Source organism: Natronosporangium hydrolyticum (assembly GCF_016925615.1).
Lineage (GTDB): Bacteria > Actinomycetota > Actinomycetes > Mycobacteriales > Micromonosporaceae > Natronosporangium > Natronosporangium hydrolyticum.
Genome location: NZ_CP070499.1, coordinates 303,890 through 326,037 on the forward strand (window position 1 = coordinate 303,890; position 22,148 = coordinate 326,037).

At 70.7% G+C, this 22,148-nt stretch carries 19 protein-coding genes and 1 riboswitch; of the genes, 12 read left to right on the top strand and 7 right to left on the bottom strand.

From position 1 onward, the window contains the following. Positions 1-50: 50 nt before the first annotated feature. Positions 51-1,580 carry a C40 family peptidase gene (locus tag JQS43_RS01475; protein ID WP_239677246.1) on the bottom strand — a complete coding sequence of 510 codons (1,530 nt, stop codon included), beginning with the start codon at positions 1,578-1,580 and terminating at the stop codon, positions 51-53. 185 nt (positions 1,581-1,765) lie between these two features. On the opposite strand from JQS43_RS01475, the gene mqnE reads away from it, so the two are divergent. The 3 genes from mqnE to JQS43_RS01490 all read left to right on the top strand — a co-directional run bounded on the left by mqnE (position 1,766) and on the right by JQS43_RS01490 (position 4,819). After that, entirely contained in the window at positions 1,766-2,947 is a 1,182-nt protein-coding gene (gene mqnE / locus JQS43_RS01480; protein WP_420847639.1) for an aminofutalosine synthase MqnE, read from the top strand. Positions 2,948-3,047: 100 nt separating this feature from the next. Continuing rightward, complete coding sequence (locus JQS43_RS01485) at positions 3,048-3,836, top strand: Fpg/Nei family DNA glycosylase (RefSeq protein WP_239677247.1); 789 nt, start codon at positions 3,048-3,050, stop codon at positions 3,834-3,836. Between the two features lie 182 nt (positions 3,837-4,018). After that, positions 4,019-4,819 (top strand): hypothetical protein, encoded by an 801-nt coding sequence (locus tag JQS43_RS01490; RefSeq protein WP_239677248.1) that lies wholly within the window; start codon positions 4,019-4,021, stop codon positions 4,817-4,819. A gap of 9 nt (positions 4,820-4,828) precedes the next feature. Here the strand turns inward: JQS43_RS01490 and JQS43_RS01495 are convergent, their stop codons facing one another. Next, on the bottom strand, positions 4,829-5,194 hold the full coding sequence (locus tag JQS43_RS01495) for a cupin domain-containing protein (protein WP_239677249.1): 366 nt from the start codon (positions 5,192-5,194) through the stop codon (positions 4,829-4,831). 86 nt (positions 5,195-5,280) lie between these two features. Between JQS43_RS01495 and JQS43_RS01500 the strand changes: the two genes are divergently transcribed. From JQS43_RS01500 to JQS43_RS01510, 3 genes are read left to right on the top strand one after another with little or no spacing between them, the layout of a single operon-like run. Then, complete coding sequence (locus tag JQS43_RS01500; protein ID WP_239677250.1) at positions 5,281-6,567, top strand: MFS transporter; 1,287 nt, start codon at positions 5,281-5,283, stop codon at positions 6,565-6,567. Positions 6,568-6,576: 9 nt separating this feature from the next. Continuing rightward, entirely contained in the window at positions 6,577-7,008 is a 432-nt protein-coding gene (locus JQS43_RS01505; protein ID WP_239677251.1) for a hypothetical protein, read from the top strand. Then, a complete protein-coding gene (locus JQS43_RS01510; protein WP_239677252.1) occupies positions 7,005-7,292 on the top strand; it encodes a DUF4229 domain-containing protein in 288 nt (95 codons plus the stop codon). The genes JQS43_RS01505 and JQS43_RS01510 overlap by 4 nt, the downstream gene beginning before the upstream one ends. Before the next feature lie 21 nt (positions 7,293-7,313). Here JQS43_RS01510 and JQS43_RS01515 read toward each other — a convergent pair whose 3' ends face one another. The 4 genes from JQS43_RS01515 to JQS43_RS01530 are packed head-to-tail and all read right to left on the bottom strand — an operon-like array spanning position 7,314 to position 10,882. Beyond that, positions 7,314-8,099: a DeoR/GlpR family DNA-binding transcription regulator gene (locus JQS43_RS01515; protein ID WP_239677253.1), complete on the bottom strand. Its 786-nt coding sequence runs from the start codon at positions 8,097-8,099 to the stop codon at positions 7,314-7,316. 7 nt (positions 8,100-8,106) lie between these two features. Continuing rightward, entirely contained in the window at positions 8,107-8,901 is a 795-nt protein-coding gene (locus JQS43_RS01520; RefSeq protein WP_239677254.1) for an ABC transporter ATP-binding protein, read from the bottom strand. Beyond that, positions 8,898-9,926 carry a FecCD family ABC transporter permease gene (locus JQS43_RS01525; RefSeq protein WP_338037171.1) on the bottom strand — a complete coding sequence of 343 codons (1,029 nt, stop codon included), beginning with the start codon at positions 9,924-9,926 and terminating at the stop codon, positions 8,898-8,900. The genes JQS43_RS01520 and JQS43_RS01525 overlap by 4 nt, the downstream gene beginning before the upstream one ends. Before the next feature lie 56 nt (positions 9,927-9,982). Beyond that, positions 9,983-10,882: an ABC transporter substrate-binding protein gene (locus JQS43_RS01530; RefSeq protein ID WP_239677255.1), complete on the bottom strand. Its 900-nt coding sequence runs from the start codon at positions 10,880-10,882 to the stop codon at positions 9,983-9,985. 91 nt (positions 10,883-10,973) lie between these two features. Continuing rightward, positions 10,974-11,124: riboswitch (cobalamin riboswitch) on the bottom strand. 49 nt (positions 11,125-11,173) lie between these two features. On the opposite strand from JQS43_RS01530, the gene JQS43_RS01535 reads away from it, so the two are divergent. The 5 genes from JQS43_RS01535 (at position 11,174) to JQS43_RS01555 (ending at position 15,913) form a co-directional block, all read left to right on the top strand. Then, positions 11,174-12,580, top strand: a complete 1,407-nt coding sequence (locus tag JQS43_RS01535; RefSeq protein WP_239677256.1) for an ATP-binding protein — start codon at positions 11,174-11,176, stop codon at positions 12,578-12,580. Positions 12,581-12,684: 104 nt separating this feature from the next. After that, on the top strand, positions 12,685-13,680 hold the full coding sequence (locus JQS43_RS01540; RefSeq protein WP_239677257.1) for an ATP-binding cassette domain-containing protein: 996 nt from the start codon (positions 12,685-12,687) through the stop codon (positions 13,678-13,680). After that, positions 13,680-14,708 (top strand): ABC transporter permease subunit, encoded by a 1,029-nt coding sequence (locus JQS43_RS01545; RefSeq protein WP_239677258.1) that lies wholly within the window; start codon positions 13,680-13,682, stop codon positions 14,706-14,708. The genes JQS43_RS01540 and JQS43_RS01545 overlap by 1 nt, the downstream gene beginning before the upstream one ends. Next, positions 14,618-14,983 carry a DUF3263 domain-containing protein gene (locus JQS43_RS26230; protein ID WP_420847676.1) on the top strand — a complete coding sequence of 122 codons (366 nt, stop codon included), beginning with the start codon at positions 14,618-14,620 and terminating at the stop codon, positions 14,981-14,983. Before JQS43_RS01545 ends, JQS43_RS26230 begins: the two co-directional genes overlap by 91 nt. Positions 14,984-14,992: 9 nt before the next feature. Continuing rightward, complete coding sequence (locus JQS43_RS01555; protein WP_239677259.1) at positions 14,993-15,913, top strand: 2-hydroxyacid dehydrogenase; 921 nt, start codon at positions 14,993-14,995, stop codon at positions 15,911-15,913. A gap of 488 nt (positions 15,914-16,401) precedes the next feature. On the opposite strand, the gene JQS43_RS01560 is transcribed toward JQS43_RS01555, so the two are convergent. Beyond that, positions 16,402-18,642 carry an AAA family ATPase gene (locus JQS43_RS01560; RefSeq protein ID WP_239679275.1) on the bottom strand — a complete coding sequence of 747 codons (2,241 nt, stop codon included), beginning with the start codon at positions 18,640-18,642 and terminating at the stop codon, positions 16,402-16,404. Positions 18,643-18,798: 156 nt separating this feature from the next. On the opposite strand from JQS43_RS01560, the gene JQS43_RS01565 reads away from it, so the two are divergent. Beyond that, a complete protein-coding gene (locus JQS43_RS01565) occupies positions 18,799-22,119 on the top strand; it encodes an ATP-binding protein (RefSeq protein WP_239677260.1) in 3,321 nt (1,106 codons plus the stop codon). Positions 22,120-22,148: the final 29 nt, after the last annotated feature.

A 22,148-nucleotide genomic window follows, 5' to 3' on the forward strand; every position in this document is an offset into this window, starting at 1 on the left:
GCCACCGGGCCGGGTTGCCTGCCGGTGGGTGGTGGCGTAGCGAGGAGCGGCTAGCTGGCGGTGGCGGTTGGGGTGCTGTTCGGCGTCCCGGTCGGCGACGTGGTCGTGGGCGGGGTGGTGGGGGGCGGGGTCGGGCTGGGTGGTGGCGTGGTCGGCGGCGGGGTGTCCGGCGGTGTCGTGGTTGGCGGCGGGGTGTCCGGCGGTGTCGTGGTCGGTGGCCGGGTGGTCGGCGTCGGCGAGGTCGGCGGTGGTGACGTCGTCGGCGGTGAGGTGGACGGCGGTGAGGTGGACGGCGGGCCAGACGTTGGTGGAGTCGAGGGCGGCAGCGTCGGGCTCGGGCCACCAGTTGGGCTCGGCGCAGTGGGGCGCGGCGGGGTGGGGCGCGGTGGGGTGGGGCTCGGTGGGTCCTCCGCCGGGACCGCACCGACCGGCCGGGTGGCGCCGAAGAACCGGGACCACCACACCGGTGAGACCTTCACCACCTCATTCCGGTTCGGGGCGTGGACCATCTGCCCGTCGCCCACGTACATGCCGACGTGGTGGATGGACTGCCAGTTCGGCGCGGAGCTGAAGAAGACCAGGTCGCCCGGGAGCAGGCCGCGCTGGGCGGCCGCCGCCGAGCGGGTCACCACCCGGTCGCTGGTGCCGTTGTACTGGTCGGCGGCGACTCGGGGGAGGGAGTGGCCGGCGTGTCGGTAGGCGGCCCAGACCAGGCCGCTGCAGTCGAACCGGTCCGGCCCTTGGGCGCCCCATTGGTACGGCTTGCCTAGTTGGCCGAGCGCGAAGCTGACCGCCCGGAGCGCGTCCGGGTGCGCCTCGAAGCCGTCGACCGGCTGTGAGTCGGGGAACCGGTCGCTGGCGCCGGCCTGCTCGGAGGCCTCCCGTTGCCGCTCCTGCTGGGCTAGCGCGGCGAGGTTGCGCTGGTGCAGGTCGTCGAGTTCGAGTTGCAGGTCGGACAGCTCGGTCGCAAGGTCGTCGAAGAGGTCGCCGAGGTTGGCTTCGGCGTCCTGGGCGGCGGCGAAGAGTTCGATCGCCGCCTGCTCGGCCTCGCGGGCTTCGACCAACTCGCGGGCGGCGGTGCGGACACCGAGCGGGGCGGCCACCGGCAGCGGCGCGTGGGCCGAGAGGCCCGGCAGCTTCCGCAGGTATTGGGGGGTGGGGAGGGCCGCGGCGCCCCGGAACGACTCGCCGACCAGCGTGTCGACGGCCTCCTGTGCGGCGTCCCGGGTGTCCACTGCTTCGGCGAGCTGGATCTCGGCGTACTCGACCGCGGACTGGGCCGGTTCGAGCTCCGGGCTGATCGTCTCCAGTTGCAGGGTCAGCGCCTCGATCTCGAGCTCCAGCTCGGCGATTTCGGCGGCGAGTGGGCCGTCGACCAGTCGGTCGGGCGTGATCGGGGTCGCCAGGCCACCGTCCGGCATCGGGACTTCACCGGCGGCCCGGGGCGGTTCGCCGCCGTCGGGGACCTGGCTGCGGTCGGCGTGGCCAGGGGCGGCCAGCGTCCCCACGAGCGCTAGACTCAGCACAGTGGAGAGCGCGAGGTGCGCCAGCGGTCGCGTGGCGCGCGCGGGTGTGCCCATCGTCCTACCGCCCCGTCCGGGATGGCCGCGCCGGGGTGAGCGCGGTCCTCTCTCTATTTACCGCATCGGCGCTACCGTGTCGATGCGTGACGGTGGAGCATCACACCCGCGACCATTGCACAAACCGGACGGAAGATAGCTTACTGGGATGAATAGCGCCGGCTGGGGCCGGTTAAGCTGGCGGCATGGCAGTCACCCTGGAACCAGCGCGTAAGCAGGAGCTCGAGGCGAAGGTCATGGCCGGCGAGCGGCTCACCCGCGCGGACGGGATCGACCTCTACGAGTGTGACGATCTCACCTGGCTGGGGCGGTTGGCGCACCACCGCCGTACCGAGCGCAGCGGTGACCGGGTGATGTACAACGTCAATCGGCACCTCAACCTGACCAATGTGTGCAGTGCATCTTGCGCCTACTGCTCTTTCCAGCGTAAACCGGGCGAAAAGGCCGCCTACACCATGCGGGTGGAGGAGGCGGTCGCCAAGGCGGTGGAGATGCGCGACGAGCAGCTCACCGAGCTGCACATCGTCAACGGCCTGCACCCCACGCTGCCGTGGAAGTACTACCCCCGGGTGCTGCGGGAGCTCAAGGCGGCGCTGCCGGAGGTGAGCCTCAAAGCTTTCACCGCGACCGAGGTCCAGTGGTTCGAAAAGATCTCCGGCCTGCCCGCCGAGGAGATCCTCGACGAGCTGATGGACGCCGGGTTGGCGTCGCTGACCGGCGGCGGCGCCGAGATCTTCGACTGGGAGGTCCGGCAGCACATCGTCGACCACGACACACACTGGGAAGACTGGTCCCGGATCCACCGGCTGGCGCATGCCAAGGGCATGCGGACCCCGGCCACCATGCTCTACGGCCACATCGAGGAGCCGCGGCACCGGGTCGACCATGTGTTGCGCCTGCGTGAGCTGCAGGACGAGACCGGTGGTTTCGTGGTCTTCATCCCGCTGCGCTACCAGCACGACTTCCATGACTCGGCAGACGGCGTGGTCCGCAACCGGCTGCAGGCGCGCACCACGATGGCGTCGCCCGCCGAGTCGCTGAAGACGTTCGCGGTCTCCCGGCTGTTGTTCGACAACGTGCCGCACGTCAAGTGTTTCTGGGTCATGCACGGGCTGTCGGTCGCGCAACTGTCGCTCAACTTCGGCGTGGATGATCTGGACGGTTCGGTGGTCGAATACAAGATCACCCACGACGCCGACGAGTACGGCACACCGTCCACGATGCACCGTGACGACCTGCTGCACCTGATCTGGGACGCCGGGTTCCAGCCGGTGGAACGCAACACCCGGTACGAGATCGTGCGGGAGTACGACCCGGCGCCGTCGCTGGCGGAGCGGCGGGCCGAGCCGCAGGCGGTCACGTTCTGAGCGCACCCCGCCGGTAGGCGGAAAGCCCCGCGGGTCGCGCATGCCGACCGCCCAGGTCGGGTACGGGACGTAGGTTGGTGCGCGGTCGGGGGGTCGAGTGATGCCAGAGTTGCCCGATGTCGAGGGGTACCGCCGAACCTTGGCGGAGCACGGCACTGGTCACCGGATCCAGCAGGTCGAGGTGCTCGACCCAGGCGTGCTGCGCGACACCGACCCGGCCGAGCTGGCCTCGACCCTGGCCGGTCAACAGCTGCGGCGGCCGGACCGGCACGGCAAGTGGCTGCTGGCGCACACCGACGGACCTACCGTGCTGCTGCACTTCGGGATGACCGGGGAGCTGCGGTGGATGCGGTCGGACGAGCCGCGGCACCGGCATGACCGGGTGGTGTTTCGGCTCGACGACGGGGCGGCGGAGCTTCGCTACCGGGACATGCGCAAACTGCAAGGACTGCGATTGGCGCATGGGCCCGGTGAGGTCGAACAGGAGTTGGCCGAGCTCGGGCCGGACGCGTTGGGGATCGAGCGGGACGAGTTCTTGACGATGCTGCAGCAGCGGCGCGGCGCGATCAAGCCGGCGCTGGTCGACCAGAGCCGGATCGCCGGGCTCGGCAATCTGCTCGCCGATGAGATCCTGTGGCGGGCGCGGGTGCATCCCACCACCCCGGCCCGGCAGCTCACCGACGCGCAGCGGCGCCGGCTCTACGACCAGCTGCGGCGGGTGTTGGCGCGAGCGGTGCCGGCGGGCCGGGTGCCGCCGCTGCCATCCTGGCTCACCGGAGTGCGGGATCAGCAGCATCCGCACTGTCCGCGATGCGGAGCCGAACTCTCCCGTACGACGGTCGGCGGGCGCAGCACCGTGTGGTGCCCGCACTGCCAAGCTTCCGATTAGTCGCACCGACCGAGGGGGCTGGGGGCGCTCACCTCGCTGGCGGCGCCGGCAGGATGCGCCAGCGACACCCGGTTGTCACCGAGTTATTACTATGCGATAGTCATCGATATTCAGGTGCGTCTCGGTCCATGGCCAACGCCCGCTTCCCAAACCGGTTGCCGGTTGATCGCAAGGAGAGGCGAATGTCGACTAACGCCAGCCCATCCTCACTGCTCACGGCGCCCAGCGCCGGCCCGTCGCTGGTCACCCTCCAGTCCTTAGCGGCGGCCGTCGACGCGCTTCCCCGTACCGGCCAGGAGCTGGTCGCCGGCAACCTCGACTTCATTACCCGACTCGGGGAGCCCGGCGCGATGGTCGACCGGTTGCGGGCCCTGCTCGCCGACCCCGCGGCCCTGGCCGAGGTCGCCGGGCGCTCCTACCACCACGTCAACCATTTCGACAAGGTGGTCCTCGTCGACTCCGCAGCCGGGTACCGGCTGACGCTGCACATCTGGGATCCGCCGTACTCAGCCGCTGAAGTCCGGGAGGAGCTGGTGCACGACCACCGGTTCAGCTTCTGGTCGCACATCCTCACCGGTGAGTTGCGCTCCGAATACTATGTACCGGTCGATGCCGGTGAGGGGACCACCTATCAACGGTTCCGCTATCTGCGGGAGCCGGCCAGCGGGGTCGAGGGCGGCAGGTTCGGTGAGTTCTACCAGCATGCTGGTGCGGTGAACCTGCGGGAGGCGGCGCCGACGGTCGACCCCGCCGGGCACTCCTATTATCTCCACAACAAGCGGATCCACCGGGTGCTCCTGCCGGAGCGGACGCTGACCGCCACAGTGGTGCTACGGGGGCCGCGGGAACGGGAGACGTCGAATGTCTACAGCACCGTCTATCCGGAACACGATGTGTTGTCCCGCAACGTTACTTTCGGCGCCGGCGAGCTGGCGGCAAAGTTGGCGAACCTCGCGGCCGCGATGGCGTCGACCCGGCGGTGACCGAGCGGATCAGGCGGCGTCCCGATGCACCGTCTCGGGCGAGAAAGCTGGCAGGCACACGGCTACATATTCGGCGCCGCCCTCGTAGGGCGTGTGGTAACGAACCCACTCGCCGGCGGTCACCAGGACCGCCTCGCCCGCCTTGACCTCGAGCTGGCCGCCGTCGTGCTCGACCACCAGCACACCACGTAGGACCAGCGACCACTCGTCGAACTCCGGCCGTTGCCCCGGCTCCCGCCACCCGGTTGGGCTGGTCATTCGGGCGATGCTGACCGCCTCGGTGCCGGTGTTTACCCGCCCGGCGAACTCCTCGATCGTCTTAGGTGGTGAACCGGCGGCTTCGACCCTGGTCGGTCGCTGGATGTGTGCAGGCATCAAGCGAGACTAGCCGATCCGTCCACCAACCGTGACGGCTACCTCACCACATTGACTGTGGTGGTTCGCTGTGGAACCGTTGCCCAGTGCCGCTGCGCTCCCGCCTCGGGCTGCTTGCCCAGCATGACTTTCGCCAACTCTTCGCCTCGACCACGGTCAGCCAGATCGGCCTGCAGATCACCCAACTGGCGATGTCGCTGGTGGCGATCGACCAGCTCGGTGCCGGTGAGTTCGAGGCCGGGCTGCTGATAACCGTCCAGTTCTCCGCCTTCCTCCTGATGGGGTTACCCGCCGGGGCGTTGGTGGATCGGCTGCGGCGACGCAGCGTCCTGATCGCCAGTGACCTGGGTCGAGCGGTGCTGCTGGTCTCCGTGCCGGTGGCGTGGTGGGCCGAGCTGCTGACGATCTGGCACCTCTACCTGGTCGCCTTCGGCTATGGCGCGATGACCGTCTTCTTCGACGCCGCCTACCAGAGCTACCTGCCCCACCTGGTCGGCCGCCGCGGCCTGGTCGAGGGCAACGCCAAACTGGAGGCGGTGCGCGCGGTGTCGCAGACGGCCGGGCCGGGGCTGGCAGGGCAGCTGGTCCGGCTCCTGGGGGCGCCGGTGGCGCTGTTCGTCGACGCGTTGACGATGGCGGCGTCGGTGCTCTTCTATGCCCGCATCCGCAGCCGTGAGCAGCGTCCGGCCCGGCAACCCGGCGCCCGGCTGCGCCGGGAGATCGCTGAGGGCCTGCGGTTCGTGTTCGGGCAACCATTGCTACGAGCGATCGTGATGTGCACCGGCACGTTCAACCTCTTCTTCGCGCTCTACACGGCGATGCTGATCTTCTTCCTGCGGCGAGACCTGGAGATCGGCCCCGGCGCCATCGGGCTGGTCCTGTCGATCTTCAGCCTCGGTGGCCTGCTCGGCGCCGTCTTCGCCCGCCGGTTCGCCAGCTGGGTCGGCCAGGGCCGGGCGATCTGGATGTCGACGGCGTTCGGGACCCCGTTCCTGCTGCTGATGCCGTTCGCCGAGGTGGGCTGGCGGCTGTGGTTGGCGGCCGCCGCCAGCGCCGTCGCCGCCGCCGGCGGGGTGATCTACAAGGTGACCCAGGTCAGCTTCCGGCAGGCGCTCACCCCCGACCACCTGCTGGGGCGGATGAACGCTACCGTCCGGTTCCTGGTGTGGGGGGCGATGCCGGTCGGTGGGCTGCTCGGCGCCGTGCTGGGGGACCGGTTCGGCGCCCGGGTCGCGGTGGGGGTCGCGGTGGTCGGCATGTGTTCGGCGTTCCTGCCGGTGTTCCTGTCCGGGTTGCGGAGCATGCGCACGCTGCCGGTCGAGCCGGTCGGTGTTGACCGGCCGTCACCGGATCCGGATGTTCGCGTAGGCTAACGAGCCGTTATGGCTGACCGGTCCGATCGTTTCCCCCGCCGCGACGATGACGGGCGGGTGGTCGGGCTGACCGACCTGCTGGCGTTGACCGCGGCCGGGCTGATCACCTGCTTCGCAGTGGTGCTGCTGGTCGATGCCTCCGGCGCGGCGATCGGGTGGGGCGAGTTCGGCCAGGCGAGCGGCTGGCTGACCTTGGTGCTGCCGGCGTGGCTGTTCATCATTGAGGAGCTGCGGGCCTGGCAGGCGGTGCGGGGCCGGCTGGCGGTGGTGATCTCCGGTGGCCTGGTCGCGATGGCGGTGGGGCTGCTGATCGCCGGAGTGGCCCCCGGGCCACCGCTGATCTCCAGCGGGGTGGGGGCGGCGGCGGCCGCGTTCGCGTACGCGGTCTACTGGTTCTATGGCATCCGGTGGCTGGCTCGCCGGGAAGGGAGTCTGCAATGAGCCCACTGTTGAAGTACACGCTGGGGCGGATCGGGCTGTTCGCGGCGGCGTTCCTGGTGCTCTACCCGATTCCGCAGCTCGACCTGCTGCTGAAGTTGCTGCTCGCGCTGCTGATCTCGTTCCCGTTGTCGTGGTTCCTGCTGCGCGGCTACCGCGATCAGGTCTCGATGCGGCTGGTCGACAAGCTGGAGCAGCGCAAGGAGCAGAAGGAGCAGCTGCGGTCGGCGCTGGCGGGCGAGGACGAATCGCCGCCGAGCTCCGACGGTGACCAGCCCAAGCGGTGACCAGCCCAAGCGGTGACCAGCTCAGGCGGTGACCACCCGGAGGCCAGCAGCGGTGAACCCGGCCACCAGCGTCGGGTCCGCCCCGGCATCGGTCACCAACGTCTCGATCTGATCGGTGGCGCAGATCTGGGCGAACGCCTGCCCGTCCAGCTTGGAAGAGTCCGCAATGATCGCGACCCGGCGGGCCCGCTGCACCATCAGCCGGTTCATCGCCGCCTCGCCCTCGTGGTGGGCGGCGGCACCCAACCCGACGTTGATCGCGTCGACGCCGAGCAGCACCAGGTCGAGGTTCACCTCCGCCAGCAGCGCCGCCCCGAGCGGTCCCACCAGCTCGTACGACTGCGGCCGCACCACGCCACCGGCGACCACCACCTTCATCCGGGAACCCACCAGCAGCTCGTTGGCGATGTTCAGGGCGTTGGTGACCACGGTGAGCTGGACCCCGCCGCGGTCGCTGGTGAGTTCCGGCCGTGCCGCGAGCGCCCGGGCGACCTCGGTGGTGGTGGTGCCGCCGTTCAACCCCACCACCATGCCGGGTGAGACCAGGGCGGCGGCGGCCTCGCCGATCCGCCGTTTCTCACTGGAGTGCCGGGCGGTCTTGTAGCGCAGCGGCAGGTCGTAGGCGACGCCGTTGGCCGCTGCCCCACCCCGGGTCCTCGTGATCAACTGTTGTTCGGCGAGCTGCTCGAAGTCCCGGCGGATGGTCGCCTCGGAGACCCGCAGCGCCTCCGCCGCCTCCGCCACCGTCAGCTGCCCGCGCTGCGACAACAACTCCACCAGCGCGTTCCAGCGCGCGTACCGGTCCACCCTGCCATCATCCCGGGGGCGGGCCGGCGACGCGGACCGGCACCACGAGTGGACCGTGTTCACCCGGAAGGACCCGGACCCGGGCGCGGTAGTGCGTCGCCAGCAGCTGCTCGGTCAGCACCGAGCCGGGTGGCCCGTCCGCCGCCACCAGCCCCTCGGCGAGCAGGACTAGCCGGTCGGCGTACTCCCCTGCGATCGAGAGGTCGTGCATGGTCGCGACCACCGTGAGCCCGTCGCGTCGCCGCAGCTCATCCACTAACTCCAGGACATCCTGCTGGTGGCCGATGTCGAGGGCGCTGGTGGGCTCGTCGAGCAGCAGCACCGTCGGCTCCTGCGCCAGCGCCCGGGCGAGGAAGACCCGCTGCCGTTCACCGCCGGAGAGGGTGGCCAGCGGCCGGCCGGCGAAACCGGCCAGGTCCAGCCGGTCGAGGACCGCATGGGCAGCGGCCACATCCGTGGCCGATTCGCTGCCCAACATCGGGATGTACGGGGTCCGGCCGAGTAGCACATAGTCGAGCACCTGCATGCCGGGCGGCACCACCGGGCTCTGCGCCACCGTGGCGACCAACTGGGCCCGCCGGCGGCGTGACAGCGCTCCGAGTTCGGTGCCGGCGAGCCGGATCGCCCCGGTGTACGGGGTGAGGCCGCTGATCGCGCGCAACAGTGTGGACTTCCCGGCACCGTTCGGGCCGATCACGGTGACCCATTCACCGGCCGCCACGGTAAGGTCCACGCCGTGCAGGATCGGCGTCTTCTCCAACGCCACCCGCAGGTCGGCGATGTCGACGGCGGCGGCGCTCACACCGACACCCGCCGGGTGGTGCGCAGGACCAGGATGAAGAACGGCGCGCCGAGGAACGCGGTCACCACCCCGATCGGGATCTCCCGGGGGGCGTCCACGGTCCGGGCGGCCAGGTCGGCCAGCGCCAGGAACGCCCCGCCGAACAGCATCGACAGCGGCAGGATCAACCGGTACGAGGAGCCGACGAGCAGCCGGACGATGTGCGGCACGATGATCCCGACGAAGCCGATCAGCCCGGAGACCGAGACCGCCGCGGCGGTGCCGAGCGAGGCGGCGGCGAGCAGGATGTAGCGGGTGGCCTGCGGGTGCAGCCCGAGCCCGGCGGCCTCGTCGTCGCCGACCGACAGCACGTCGAGCTCCCGGCGCAGCAGCAGGATGACGATCGTCACCAGCACCGCGTACGGCAGCAGCAGCCGCACGTCGTGCCAGGTGGCGCCGGCGAGCCGGCCGAGCAGCCAGGAGTAGACCTCCCGGATCACGTCGATGTGGCGCTGCAACAGATAGGTCTGGAGCGCGGCGAGGAAGGCGGAGACGGCCACCCCGGCCAGGATCAGGGTCGCGGGTGACCGGTCCCGCCCTCCGGCCACCCCTAACAGGTAGGTCAACGCCACGGCGCCGAGCGCCCCGACGAAGGCCGCGAGCGGGACGGTGACCGGCAGATTGCCGGTGGTGGTGGCGCCGCGGAGGGCCACCACCATGGTGACGCCGAGGCCGGCGCCGGCGGCGACCCCGAGCAGGTACGGTTCGGCCAACGGGTTGCGGAACGCCCCCTGGTAGGCGCCGCCGGAGAGCGCCAGCATCGCTCCGACCAGCAGGCCGAGGACGACCCGGGGCATCCGGATCTGGGTGACGATGGCGGCTTCCCGCTCGTTGAGTCCAGACTCGACAGAGATGCCGGGGAGGGTGTTGAGCACTTCGAGCGCCACCCCCACCGGCGGTAGCCGGACGGCGCCGAAGGCGAGCCCGGCGACCGCCGCGACCAGCACGGCGGCGAGCCCGGCCAGGGTCCACCACAGCAGTCGCAGCGGTCGGTTGGGGGAAGCTGCCCCGGCCGTTGCCGGGGCAGCTTCGGGCGGCGGCACTACGGCACCTGGGTCACCGCGTCGACCACGGTCTCCAGCAGGTCCACGATCCGCGGCCCCCAGCGGGACGCGATGTCGCTGTCCAGTTCGACGATCTGCCCGGCCTGGACCGCCTCGATGTCTGCCCAACCATCCCGCTGCGTCACCACGTCCGCGTCCACTCCGTACGCGGTGTTCGCGAGGAAGATCAGGTCGGGGTTGGCGTCGACGATCGACTCCACCCCGAGTTGGGTCACCGCCGCCTCGTCGTCGGCTATGTTCTCCAGCTGAGCCATGCTGAGCAGCTCGCCTACCCAACTGTGCGAGGTGTAGGTGTACCGCTCGGAATCGATCTCGAAGTAATACGTCAGGGGCTCGTCGCGGGGCGGCACTTGAGACACCAGTTCAGCTAGGTCATCGGACATCCGGTCGACCAGCTCGGTCGCCTGGTCGATGTGGCCGGTGAGTAGTCCGACATCGGTGATCTGTTCAAAGATGCCCCCGATGGACTGTTCGTCGTCTGGGACGAGGTAGGTCGGGACCCCGATCGCATCCAGCCCGTCACTGAGCCCATCTGGGTCGTAGGAGATCAGGACGAGGTCAGGGTCGTAGGACGCGATCGCCTCGACATTGGGGGTAAATCCGGAGAGGTCCGTTGTGGGTGCTTCCGGGGGGTAGGTGGAAAACTCGTCGACCGCAACTACCTGATCGCCGGCGTCGATCGCGAACAGGATCTCGGTCACCGCAGGGGCGAGGGAGATGATACGGGTGGGTTGTTCGTCAAGCGTGAGGTCACCCAGAGTGATCGGGAAGTTCTCGTTCTCCGGGGGTGGGGAGTCGTCGGGTTCGGATTCAGCTCCACAGCCGGCTAGCAACAGCCCGGTCGTCGCAGAGAGCGCCAGTAGTGGCTTGAATCGCATCGTTCCTCCTGTCGGTCGAGGCAGGGCCTCTGTCGACGGGAGGCCGAGGTAGCGATCCGGCCCGTCGCGAGGCGCCCTTCCTCGAGAGCGCTGGTCCGCGGCCACTACCGCAGGCGACCTGGCTTCACCCTGACGGGCGTCACAGTTGCGGGACAGCGCCGGAGTCGCACCGGCTTCGCTGCGTAGCGGCCGCTCTGACCCTAGCCCAGCGCGCCAGGAGGACAAAAACGCGTGATCTTGAAAATAATGTATACTTTTTGCAAAGGTCCATACGTAAAAAGGATACTTTTTATGAAGGCTGGATCCATACAGCTCCAGTTGGCCGCTACCAACCCGTGGTGGCGCTCTGCGGGCTGGGTCGAGGGTGATCTACAGCTCCAAGAGGCTGCCACGGCGCCCTTCCGCTACCGGTCGGGCGCGTTGCGGGATCTGCAGGTTGGCGGGCTCTATCTGCTCCGTGGGCCGCGTCGTGCCGGGAAGAGTACTGAGATCAAGCATGCGATAGCGGATCTCATCGAGGCTGGAGTCGAGCCCCGACGGATCGTGCACGCGCCCGTGGACGGATGGCGGGCCAGCGACCTCCGTACCTTGATCACGAGCGCGGCGGACACCTTCTTGAGTGGGGTGATCGAGCCGAGGTACTGGTTCCTCGACGAGATCAGCAGCGTGTCGGGAGACTGGCCTAACGCCCTCAAGTACTTGCGGGACAACGATCCGACATTCGCCCGCGACACCGTCGTGCTGACCGGCTCTTCTGCCGCGCGACTGCACGAGGTCCGGAAGGCGTTGGCGGGTCGACGCGGTGAGGTGACTCGTACCGACCGGACGCTGTTGCCGATGCGATTCGGTGACTTCGTCGCGGCCGCTGGGGTGAGCCTTCCGGCGGTCACGGCACTGCCCGCGGCGGGGCTGCGGGACCCGATTGCTCGCGCCCAGGTCGACCAGTTGTTGCCTTTCTTGCCCGAATTGGTCCGGTTGTGGGAGAGCTATCTACGGGTCGGCGGGTTTCCCCAGGCGGTGCGTGCGTGGCGCCAGACCGGGGACGTTGCCGCTCCGCTCGTGGATGCGCTGTGGGACGTGGTGTACGGAGACGCGATCGAACGAGCCAGATTCTCCGCCCCGCAGGCAGCTCTCCTGCTGGACCGCCTCGCTCGTGGTATCGGGTCGCCCGTGAACGTGGCGGACCTGGCGCGGGACCTGGATTCAGCGCACGGCACCGTCAGACAACGGCTGGCCGATCTCGCAGAGAGCTTCTTGACCTGGCCGTGTCATCTTGAGCACCAGCTTGCGCCGAAGCTGTCGGCACAGTCGAAGTGGTACTTCGTCGATCCGCTCTTGGCGCGGCTGGCCGGCCTCCGGGGGTACGGCACCGAGCCGGACCATACGCAGCTCGCGGAGCAACAGGTCGGGTTGGCGCTGCTGCGCAGTGCCGATACTGCGGGGTTGGGTGACCCGGCCGACCACGACGCCGTGCTCTACCACCGCAGCAGCACCCGCACTGAGATCGATTTTGTGGGGAGGGGGCTGGGTGGGGTGGCGATCGAGAGTAAGTACGCCGACTCGGCGGTCGGGCGGGACGCCCAGACGCTCGCCGCCTCCCGGTGGTCGGGGGTGATCACCAGTCGGTCGGTGACCCGCTTCGGTGACGAGGTTGATGTCCTGCCGGCCCCCATGGTGGTGCTGTTGCTCGGCGGTTGATCCGCGGTCCGGTCGGCGGCAGCTGGCTGAACGGGTGACGCATACTCGTTATGCATACCGAGTATGCTTCCCTCGTTGTTGCCACACCACCGGGAAGGACCCTCATGACCGCCGTGATCGAGATACGCGGCCTGCAGAAGACCTATCGGCGCTGGCGAGGCTCAGCCCATCACGCCGTGGCCGGGTTCGACATGACCGTCGAGGCCGGTGAAGTCCACGGCTTCCTGGGGCCGAACGGCTCCGGCAAGACCACCACGCTGCGTACCCTGCTGGGCCTGATCGCCGCCGACGGCGGCGAACTGCGGCTGCTCGGCCGGCCAGTGCCGGGCGCGTTGCCCGAGGTGGCGCGAGAGGTCGGGGCGATCGTCGAGAGCCCGAACTTCTTCGGCAACTTCACCGCCCACGACACCCTCTCGTTGCTCGCCACCGCCGGCGACGTCCCGCAGTCGCGGGTGCCGGAGGTGGTGGAGCTGGTCGGGCTGACCGGCCGGGAAGGCGACCGGGTCAAGACCTACTCGCTCGGCATGAAGCAGCGGCTCGCCGTCGCCTCTGCGCTGCTCAAGCAGCCGAAGCTGCTGATCCTCGACGAGCCCGCGAACGGGCTCGACCCGGCCGGGATCCGGGAGATGCGCGACCTGCTGCGCAACCTCGCCGCCAACGGGATGACGGTGCTGCTCTCCAGCCACATCCTCGGCGAGGTGCAGCAGATCTGTGACTCGGTCACGATCATCGCCAACGGGCGGCGGGTCGCCGCCGGGCCGGTCTCGGACGTGCTGGCCGAGCACGCCACCGCCGAGGTACGCGTCCGCACCGAGTCGATCGAGCAGCACCAGGCAGCCGCCGACATTCTGCGGCAGGCCGGGGCGTCGGTCACCCTCGCCGCCGACCACCTGCTGGTGCACGCGGTCGAGCGGCCGGCCTGGATCACCCGCACGCTGGCCCTACACGAGGTGTACGTCGCCGAGTTGGCCCCGATCACCGTCGACCTGGAGTCGGTGTTCCTGGAGCTCACCGGGGTGGGCGCGGAGGGCCGGCCCCGAAACGTCGACCAGCCGGCGCCGGCCGTCGCGGTTGCCGCTACCACCGAAGGGGTGAACTGATGAGTCTGGTCCGAGCGGAGTTGCGACGACTCTTCAAACGGCGCCTCGCGCTCTGGATGCTGATCCTGGTGCTGGGGTTGTTCGCCACTGTGGCGGTGGTCATGGCCAGCACCCACTACTCGCCCGGGCCGGAGGCGCTGGCCCGCGCGCAGGCTTCTGCGGCGGAGGAGTTCGAGCAGCAGCAGGAGTGGATCGAGCGGGACATCGCCCAGTGCGAGGAGGCCGCCGAAGCAGGCGACGCAGGGCCGAGAAACTGGCCGGACGACTGCGAGCAGATTCACGATTGGTACGCCTCCGAGGAGCAGATGGTCGACTGGTTCATGCCGCCGACCTTCGAATTCCGGGAAGACTTCGGAAGCATGATCACGGTGTTCGCGGTGATGATGGCCATGTTTGCGTTCACCGTCGGTGCCTCCTTTGTGGGCGCGGAGTGGCGCACCGGGGGCATGATGAACCTGCTCCTCTGGCGGCCGCGCCGGCTCTCGGTGCTGGGCGGGAAGTTGGTGGCGCTGGGCGGCGTGCTGGCCGGGCTGACGGTTCTGCTTGGCGGGCTGTGGACCGGCGGGTTCTGGCTGATCGCGATGTTCCGCGGCGTCACCGACACCATGACCAGCGGCGCTTGGCAATCAGTGGGCCTGAGTGGTCTCCGCGCGTTGGCGCTGGTGCTCGTCGCCGGCGTGATCGGGTTCAGCCTGGCCTCACTGGGGCGGCACACCGCGGCGGCGTTGGGGACCGCGACCGCGGCGGTGGTGGTCGGGATCGCCGGCGTCAGCATGGTCGCAGGTGTGGTGTTGGAGCTGCAGTTCTGGCAGCGGTGGATGTGGACGACCTATCTCCAGGCGTGGCTTGACGGATCGGTGCTGATCACCGACTGGGGCGGCGGCTGCGTCGGGTTCGACGACGATGGCTCCTGCGTCCAACCCACGCTCGAGATCGGCTGGCAGCTCTCCGGGCTCGGGATCGCGGTCGTGGTAGCGCTGGTGCTGGGCGCCGCGCTGTGGCGGATGCGGCGCCGCGACGTAACCTGAGTGGTATGACCGCCACCGTCCCCTCCCGGCCTGAGCTGGGTGAGTCCGAGCTTGGTGAGCAGGCACGGGCGATCCTCGCCTTCGAACGGAGATGGTGGCGGCATGCCGGCGCCAAGGAGCAGGCGATCCGCGACACTTTCGGGCTCTCCGCCACCCGTTACTACCAACTGCTCAACCGGCTGCTGGACGAGCCGGCCGCGCTGGCCCACGATCCGGTGCTGGTGGGTCGGCTCCGGCGGCTACGTTCTTCCCGCACCCGAGCCCGCACGCGGTAGGTTTCACCCATGCGGGTGTGGGTGCCATACGAAGACCTGGTCGAGCAGCTGCCGGAGCCGCTGCGCGTGGACGTGTACGACGGGACGGGCGAGCCGCCGCCGACCGCGGACGAGGTGTCGCTCTACGTCGCCCCGTACACCTTCGAGCAGGGTCCGCTGGAGCTGATCGGGCAGCTGCCCAAGTTGCGGGTGGTGCAGACCCTCACCGCCGGGTACGAGCACGTCCTGCCGTACCTGCCGGAGGGGGTGGCGCTGTGCAACGCGGGCCGGCTGCACGACGCCAGCACCGCGGAGCTGGCGGTGACGCTGATGCTGGCGTCGCTGCGGGGGGTGCCGGATTTCGTACGCGGGCAGGACGCCGGCCAGTGGCGGCACGAGCGGCGGCGGTCGTTGGCGGATCGGACCGTGCTCATCGTCGGGTACGGCGGCATCGGCTCGGCGGTGGAGCGGCGGCTCGACGGGTTCGAGGTGCAGGTGACCCGGGTGGCGCGGCGGGAGCGTAAGGGAGTGGCCGAGTTCTCGGCGTTGCCGGAGCTGCTGCCGCAGGCCGATGTCGTGGTGATCTGTGTGCCGTTGACCGAGCAGACCCGGGGCATAGTCGACGCTGAGTTTCTGCGGCTGATGCCGGATGGTGCGCTGCTGGTGAATGTGGCTCGGGGCGGGGTGGTCGACACCGACGCGCTGGTGGCTGAGGTCGGCGCCGGCCGACTGACGGCGGCGCTCGACGTCACCGACCCGGAGCCGCTACCGGCCGGTCATCCGCTGTGGACCGCTCCTGGGGTGCTGCTCAGCCCGCACGTCGGCGGCAACTCGACGGCGTTCGAGCCGCGCGCGCGGGAGCTGATCCGGGGCCAGTTGGAGCGGTACGCCCGCGGCGAGCGGCTCTTGCACAAGGTGGTGCCCGCCGGCGTTGAGCCGGATCTGGACTGAACCGGCGGGTTGCGCCGCTCCGGTTGATGATCTTGGTGGTGAGGGCCGGCCAAGACCGTAGCGAATCGCCTACGAGACCTGCGAGCACAAACGGAGCAGAGCCAGGTTGGCCCGACCTGCTTCCCGGCGGCGAAACGACCAGCTGCCAACACCAGATCGGCTCGCCACACTCCGGCTTGGTGGGTTGAGTGGCGCCTGATTTGCCAGCTATGACACGTTTTGTCACCCTAGTGGATCACCACTCAGCCCACCAAGGGGGCCGGCGCGGCGAGCCGGAGCGCGCCACCGACACTGCTCCGTTTGTGCTCGCAGCTCTCGTAGGCCACGTAACGGGGCCCTGACCCCTCCCGTTCTTAAGCCAAGATCCATCCGGCCACCGCCGGGGCCATCGCCGCAGCCGCAGCCGCAGCCGCAGCCGCAGCCGCAGCCGCAGCCGCATCCGGAGCGGCAGCCGGGGCCGCAGCCGGTACGGGGCCGGCGGCACCCGGTTAGCTGGCGCGGGAGTGCTGGTCGGCGTAGGCGGCCAGGTGCGCGACCTGGGCCGGGTCCAGCGACGCCCGGACTCGTTGCCGGGCGGTCTCGACGTGCTCGGCGGTGACCGTCGAGGCGGTCATCGACTCGCGCATCGCAGAGAGACCGGCCTCCCGGATCAGCGCAGCGCAGTCGGCGGCGGAGAAGCCGTCGAGCTGGTCGGCCAGGTCGGCGAGGTCGACATCGTCGGCGAGCGGGACGTCCCGGGACGCTGCCCGCAGGATCTCGGTGCGGGCCTCGGCGTCCGGCGGTGGCACGTAGACCAGCCGCTCCAACCGGCCCGGGCGCAGCAGCGCGGGGTCGACCAGGTCCGGTCGGTTGGTGGCGCCGATTACCACTACGTTGCGCAGCGCCTCGACGCCGTCGAGTTCAGTGAGCAGTGCCGCCACCACCCGGTCGGTGGTGCCGCCGTCGCTTGCCTGCCCCCGGACCGGGGCGAGCGCGTCCACCTCGTCGAGGAAGACCAGCGTGGGTGCGGCCTCCCGGGCCCGGCGGAACAGCTCCCGGACCGCCCGTTCGCTCTCGCCCACCCATTTGGTGAGCAGCTCCGCACCCTTGACCGAGAGCACGTTCGCCTTGCCGGTGCCGGCGATCGCTTTGACCAGAAAGGTCTTTCCGCACCCTGGTGGGCCGTAGAGCAGCACCCCTCGCGGCGGTTGCACCCCCAGCCGGGCGAAGGTGTCGGGGTAGGTCAGCGGCCACAGCACCGTCTCGGTGAGCGCCTCCTTCACCTCCGCCAGATCGCCGACCTCGTCCAGGGTGATCTGGTCGAGCTCCAACGAGGCTTCGGCCATCGAGGAGGGACTGATCACCGACCGGGCGGCCTCGAAGTCGGCCATCGTGACCTCGGGGTTGGCCGCGTCCCGCTGCCGGCGGGCGGCGCGCACCGCCGCCTCCCGGGCCAGCGCCCGCAGGTCTGCCGCGACGAACCCGGGGGTGAGGGCGGCCAGCTCGGCGAGGCTCACCTCCTCGTGCAGCGGCATCGGGCGGGTGAGGACCGCCAGTTGCTCGGCGCGCAGCGCGGTGTCCGGCAGCGGCACCGCGAGCTGGAGCGAGAGCAGATCCGGCGCGCGCAGGCCGGGGTCCAGCCCCTCCGGGTGGGCGGTGGTGCACACCACCGCGGCAGCGCCGCTGCCGGTCAGCTCCCGGATGCGCTGTCGCAACACGGTGCCTAGCGGACCGGGCTGCTCCCGGGGTGCCAGCGCCTCCACATCGGTGATCAGCAGCACCCGAGGCCGGTCTCCGCTGGCCGCCTCGCGCAGCCGGGCAGCGGCAGCGTCGTTCGTCGACGCCGCCAACTCCGGCGCCCACACCTCGGTGACCGGCACGCCGACCTGAGCGGCGACCGCCTTGACCAGGGTCGCTTTGCCGGAGCCGGCCGGCCCGGCGACCAACACCCCGAGATTGACGCTGGTGCCGAGCTTGTCCAGCACCTCAGAGTGCTGGAAACCGAGGTCGAGCAGCTCAGCCAACTCGTGCGCCTGAGCGCGCAGACCCGGCAGATCCTCGACCTTCGGCGGAGGCTCGGGTGGCCGCGCCGCGGAAGACTCGGCCGGGGAAGGTGGTGCGGTGGTCGTGGCGGTGGCCGGGGCAGCGGACATCGCAGCTGCGCCACTGGAGCCGACCGAGCCGCCGGAGCCGGGGTGGGGGTGGGTGGCGGGTCCGTGTTGCCAGCCGACGGCGGTGTCGGTAGCGACCACGCACACCGGCTGCGGGCCCACCGCCTCGACGGTGAGCAGCGCGGTGGTCCAGGCGTAGCCGACCAGATTCTGCAGGCTCTTGCGAGCGGCGCCGACCGCCGCCTGGGCATCCGGGTTCGGGTGGTGCTCCAGTGGCAGCAGCGAAACGTTGTCGCCAGCCGTGATCGCTTTGCCCAGCAGCGCCAGCCGCAACAGCTCCGGGGAGACCGCTGCCACGACCTCGGCCGGACCGCTGAGCACCACCTCGGTCGCGGGCGTCCGCGCCACCGGGTGCAGCGTTACGGTGCCACCGTCGCGGGTGCCCAGGTTGCCCAACACCAGGTCGTCGGCGTAGAGGAGCCGGCCGCCGGTGCCCGCCTCGGCGGGTGCCACCAGCGCCGCGGTCTCCCGCCGGCCGGTCAGCCGAACCGGGTCACCGGGGCGCAGGCCCAGTTCAGAGAGGACCGGCCGGGGCAGCCGGACGACGCCCCGCCGGGCATCCAGCGCGGCCTGCCGCAGGCTGACCGTGAACTGCTCGCCGGTGGCCGGTTCGGTCGCCGGTCGTTGTTCGCTACCGCCCGTTCCCGTCACGTCTGCGAGCGTAGAGCACCCCGCTGGGCTCCGGCCCAGCACGCTGGTCACCGGGTCCGACACCCCCGGTTATCGTGGTAGGCAGTGGACGAGGGGACGAGAAACCTACCTACCCCGCAGTTGGTGGGGCGGGAGCACCCGCTGGCGGTGCTCACGGCGGAGCTGCAGCGCACCCTGACCAGCCACGGTGGGCTCACCCTACTCACGGGTGAGCCCGGCATCGGCAAGACCAGGCTGGCGGGCGAGCTGGTCGAGCAGGCCCGGGCCCAGGGGGCGTTGGTGGCCAGCGGGTCGGCGTGGGAGGCGGAGGGCGCCCCCGGTTTCTGGCCGTGGGTGCAGGTGCTGCGGAGCCTGCGCCGCGACGCGAGCGACCTGGCGTGGGGCGGCGCCTGGCGGGCCGCCGGTGAGCCGCTGGCGCATCTGCTCGGCGAGGCGGTCGGGACCGACCTCAGCGAGGCCGCCGGGGAGGCCGCTTTCGCGGTCAGCGATGCGGTGACCACGCTGCTGGTCACGTTGTCCCGCGACCGTCCGGTGGTGGTGTTCCTCGACGATCTGCACTGGGCCGACGCCGCCTCGGTAAAGCTGCTCGAATTCGTCGCGAACCATACCTGGTTTGAGCGGGTGCTGGTGGTCGCCGGCTACCGCGACGTCGAGGTCGAACGGGCGGACCACCCGCTGCAGCCGCTGTTCGCCGGATTGACGCGCCGGGCGACCATGGTCACGTTGGCCGGACTCACCGTCGACCAGACCGCTGCGGTGTTCGCCGGCGCCACCGGCCAACGCCCAGACCCGCAGGCGGCGGCGTTGTTGCACCGGCGCACCGGCGGCAACCCGTTCTTCGTCGAGCAGGCGGCGCGGCTGCGCGCCAGCGGCGGCCAGCTTGACGCGATGACTCCGCAGATCGGGGAGGCGCTGGAGTCTCGGCTGCGATATGTGTCGCCGTCCGTCCGGGATGTGCTCACCGCCGCCGCGGTGATCGGGCGTGAGTTCGAGCCGACGCTGCTCTCCGCCGCCGCTGGTTGTCCGCCGACGGAGCTGGCGCCACTGCTGGCCGAGGCGGAGGCGGCGCGCCTGGTGACCCGGTTGCCGCCGCCCGCCACCGAGCGGTACGCGTTTGTGCATGACCTGATCCGGGAGTCCCGCTATGCGGCGTTGCCGGAGTCGCAGCGACGAAAGCGGCACGCTGCGGTGGCGCAGGTGCTGCGGGAGTTGCCGGAGGCCGCCCGGCGTCCCCGGTTGAGTAGCCTGGCTCACCACGCCTATCTCGCGGTGCCGGAGATCGCGCCGGAGGAGGCGGTTGCGCATCTGCTCGCCGCCGCCGACAACGCCTGTGAGCGGATGGCCGGTGAGGAGGTGGTCCGCCACTACCGCCGGGCGCTGGAGCTGACCCCGGCCGGGGAGGCGCGGCGGCGGGCGACCGTCGCGCTGGAGCTGGCGGGTTTCCAGGCGGCCGTCGGCGATGTCACCGGCGCCCGGCAGAGCTTCGAGGCGGTGACCGCGCTTGCCAGGGAGTTGGCCGACCCGGAGCTGCTGGCGCAGGCCGCGCTCGGCTGGCATGAGCTGGGGCGGCCGGTCGATACTGGCCGGGCTGAGATCGAGTTGATGGACGAGGCGGCCGCGGCGTTGGTCGCCACCGACGCGCCGGCGAGTCGGCCGCTGCTCGCGCGGGTGTTGGCGGCCGCGGGGCGGGCCCGGGTGCACGCCCCCGCCGAGCTGGCGCACGCGCAGGAGCTGACTGAGCGGGCGTTGCGGGTGGCGCGGGAGACCGGCGACCCGGCGGCGCTCGGCTTCGCGTTGCTGGCGCGCCACGACGCCAGCTGGCGGCCGGGCACCGCCGACCAGCGACGCGAGCTGGTCGCCGAGATGCAGGCGGTAGCCGAGCAGCACGGTGATGAAGACCTGGCGTTGCAGGCGCGGCTGCTGGAGATGGCGGCGCTGCTGGAACAGGGCGATCCGGCCGCACTGAGCGTCCACGCCGCGTTCGTGACCCGGGCCCAGCGGTCCAGCCTCCGGCGGTGGCATTACCACGCCCAGTCCCGGCAGGGGATGATCGCGACGCTCACCGGTGCGTTCGAGGCTGCCCGGGTGGGCATCGACTGCTCGTACGCACTGGCCATGGAGCTGGGGGAGGCGGACGCGGACTCGCAGTGGCGCGAGCAGCGGTGGCAGCTGGCGTTGCTGGCGGGCGACTTCGACGAGGCCGACCGGGTGATGGCCACCGGGTATGAACCGGGCTACTCCGAGCTGGTCCGGGCGTTGATCGGGGTCGCGCGTGGCGACCCTGATCCGGTCGGGTGGCGGATCCCGTCGGTGCTGGCCCTCGCCGAGGAAGCGCCGCCGATGTTCGTGGGGAATTTCCACCGGCCGCAGGCTCAGTTCGCTGCCGCCTCCGGTGATCCAGAGCTGTGCCAACAGGCCCGGGCGGCGCTGGCGCCGTACCGGGGGCTGTGGCTGGTGGTGGCCGGCGGCAGCCTGGTGCTGGGCCCGTACGCCTACTGGCTGGCCCGGCTGGACGCGGCAGAGCGCCGCTGGGCCGATGCCGTCGCCGGTTTCGACGCCGCCCGGGCGGCGGCAGAGCGGCTGCATGCCCGGCCGTGGGCGGTCGAGGCGAAACTTGAGCTGGCTCGGGCGCTGCGGGGGCGGGGCGGCGCCGGCGACCGGGAGCGGGCCGCCGGGCTGTTGCCGGAGGTGACCGCGGAGGCCGAACAGCTGGGGATGCGGCACATCCCGGAGCTGGCCGCGGCGGAGTCGGCGCGGCTGGCTGACGAGTCGGGCGGGCCACGCTGGGGGCAGGTTATCGAGGCCGCCGCGGTCGAGTCGGGGGGCGACTCGGCGACGTCGACGTTGGAGTCGCCGGCCGCCGAGTTCCGGTACGACGGTCGGGTGTGGGTGCTCAGCTTCGCCGGCCGGACAGTGCATCTGCCTGCCGCCAAGGGCTTGAATGATCTGCGGGTGTTGCTGGGCCGGCCCGGCGTGGACGTGCCCGCCACCGAGCTGCTGAATCCGGCCGGTGGCGAGCAGGTGCAGGCGACCGGCCGGCTCGGTGCCGACCTGGTGCTCGACGAACGGGCGAAGCTGGAATATCGGCGCCGCCTGGAGCAGCTCGATGAGGAGATCGACCGGGCCGCCCAGCGCGCCGATGACCAGCGCGCGGCCGAGCTCGACCAGGAGCGGGCCGCGCTGATCGAGCAGCTGCGGACCGCTGCCGGGCTGGGCGGGCGGCCACGGCGCCTCGGTGACCAGGGGGAGCGGGCGCGCAAGACGGTGACCGCCCGGATCCGGGACACGCTGCGGCGGCTTGATCAGCACCATCCGGAGCTGGCCGAGCATCTCCGCGCCTCGATCTCCACCGGGGTGACCTGCCGGTATCAGCCCGCCCGGCGGGTTGGCTGGCGATTCTCGTGAGCGGTGCGCAACGCTGACCTAGCGACGCC

Excerpts from the sequence above, each read along its gene's own strand:
- JQS43_RS01530 (WP_239677255.1), bottom strand. The coding sequence starts at position 10,882 with ATGCGATTCAAGCCACTACTGGCGCTCTCTGCGACGACCGGGCTGTTG.
- JQS43_RS01510 (WP_239677252.1), top strand. The coding sequence starts at position 7,005 with ATGAGCCCACTGTTGAAGTACACGCTGGGGCGGATCGGGCTGTTCGCG.
- JQS43_RS01505 (WP_239677251.1), top strand. The coding sequence starts at position 6,577 with ATGGCTGACCGGTCCGATCGTTTCCCCCGCCGCGACGATGACGGGCGG.
- JQS43_RS01495 (WP_239677249.1), bottom strand. The coding sequence starts at position 5,194 with ATGCCTGCACACATCCAGCGACCGACCAGGGTCGAAGCCGCCGGTTCA.
- mqnE (WP_420847639.1), top strand. The coding sequence starts at position 1,766 with ATGGCAGTCACCCTGGAACCAGCGCGTAAGCAGGAGCTCGAGGCGAAG.
- JQS43_RS01545 (WP_239677258.1), top strand. The coding sequence starts at position 13,680 with ATGAGTCTGGTCCGAGCGGAGTTGCGACGACTCTTCAAACGGCGCCTC.
- JQS43_RS01475 (WP_239677246.1), bottom strand. The coding sequence starts at position 1,580 with ATGGGCACACCCGCGCGCGCCACGCGACCGCTGGCGCACCTCGCGCTC.
- JQS43_RS01485 (WP_239677247.1), top strand. The coding sequence starts at position 3,048 with ATGCCAGAGTTGCCCGATGTCGAGGGGTACCGCCGAACCTTGGCGGAG.
- JQS43_RS01535 (WP_239677256.1), top strand. The coding sequence starts at position 11,174 with ATGAAGGCTGGATCCATACAGCTCCAGTTGGCCGCTACCAACCCGTGG.
- JQS43_RS01540 (WP_239677257.1), top strand. The coding sequence starts at position 12,685 with ATGACCGCCGTGATCGAGATACGCGGCCTGCAGAAGACCTATCGGCGC.
- JQS43_RS01555 (WP_239677259.1), top strand. The coding sequence starts at position 14,993 with ATGCGGGTGTGGGTGCCATACGAAGACCTGGTCGAGCAGCTGCCGGAG.
- JQS43_RS01490 (WP_239677248.1), top strand. The coding sequence starts at position 4,019 with ATGTCGACTAACGCCAGCCCATCCTCACTGCTCACGGCGCCCAGCGCC.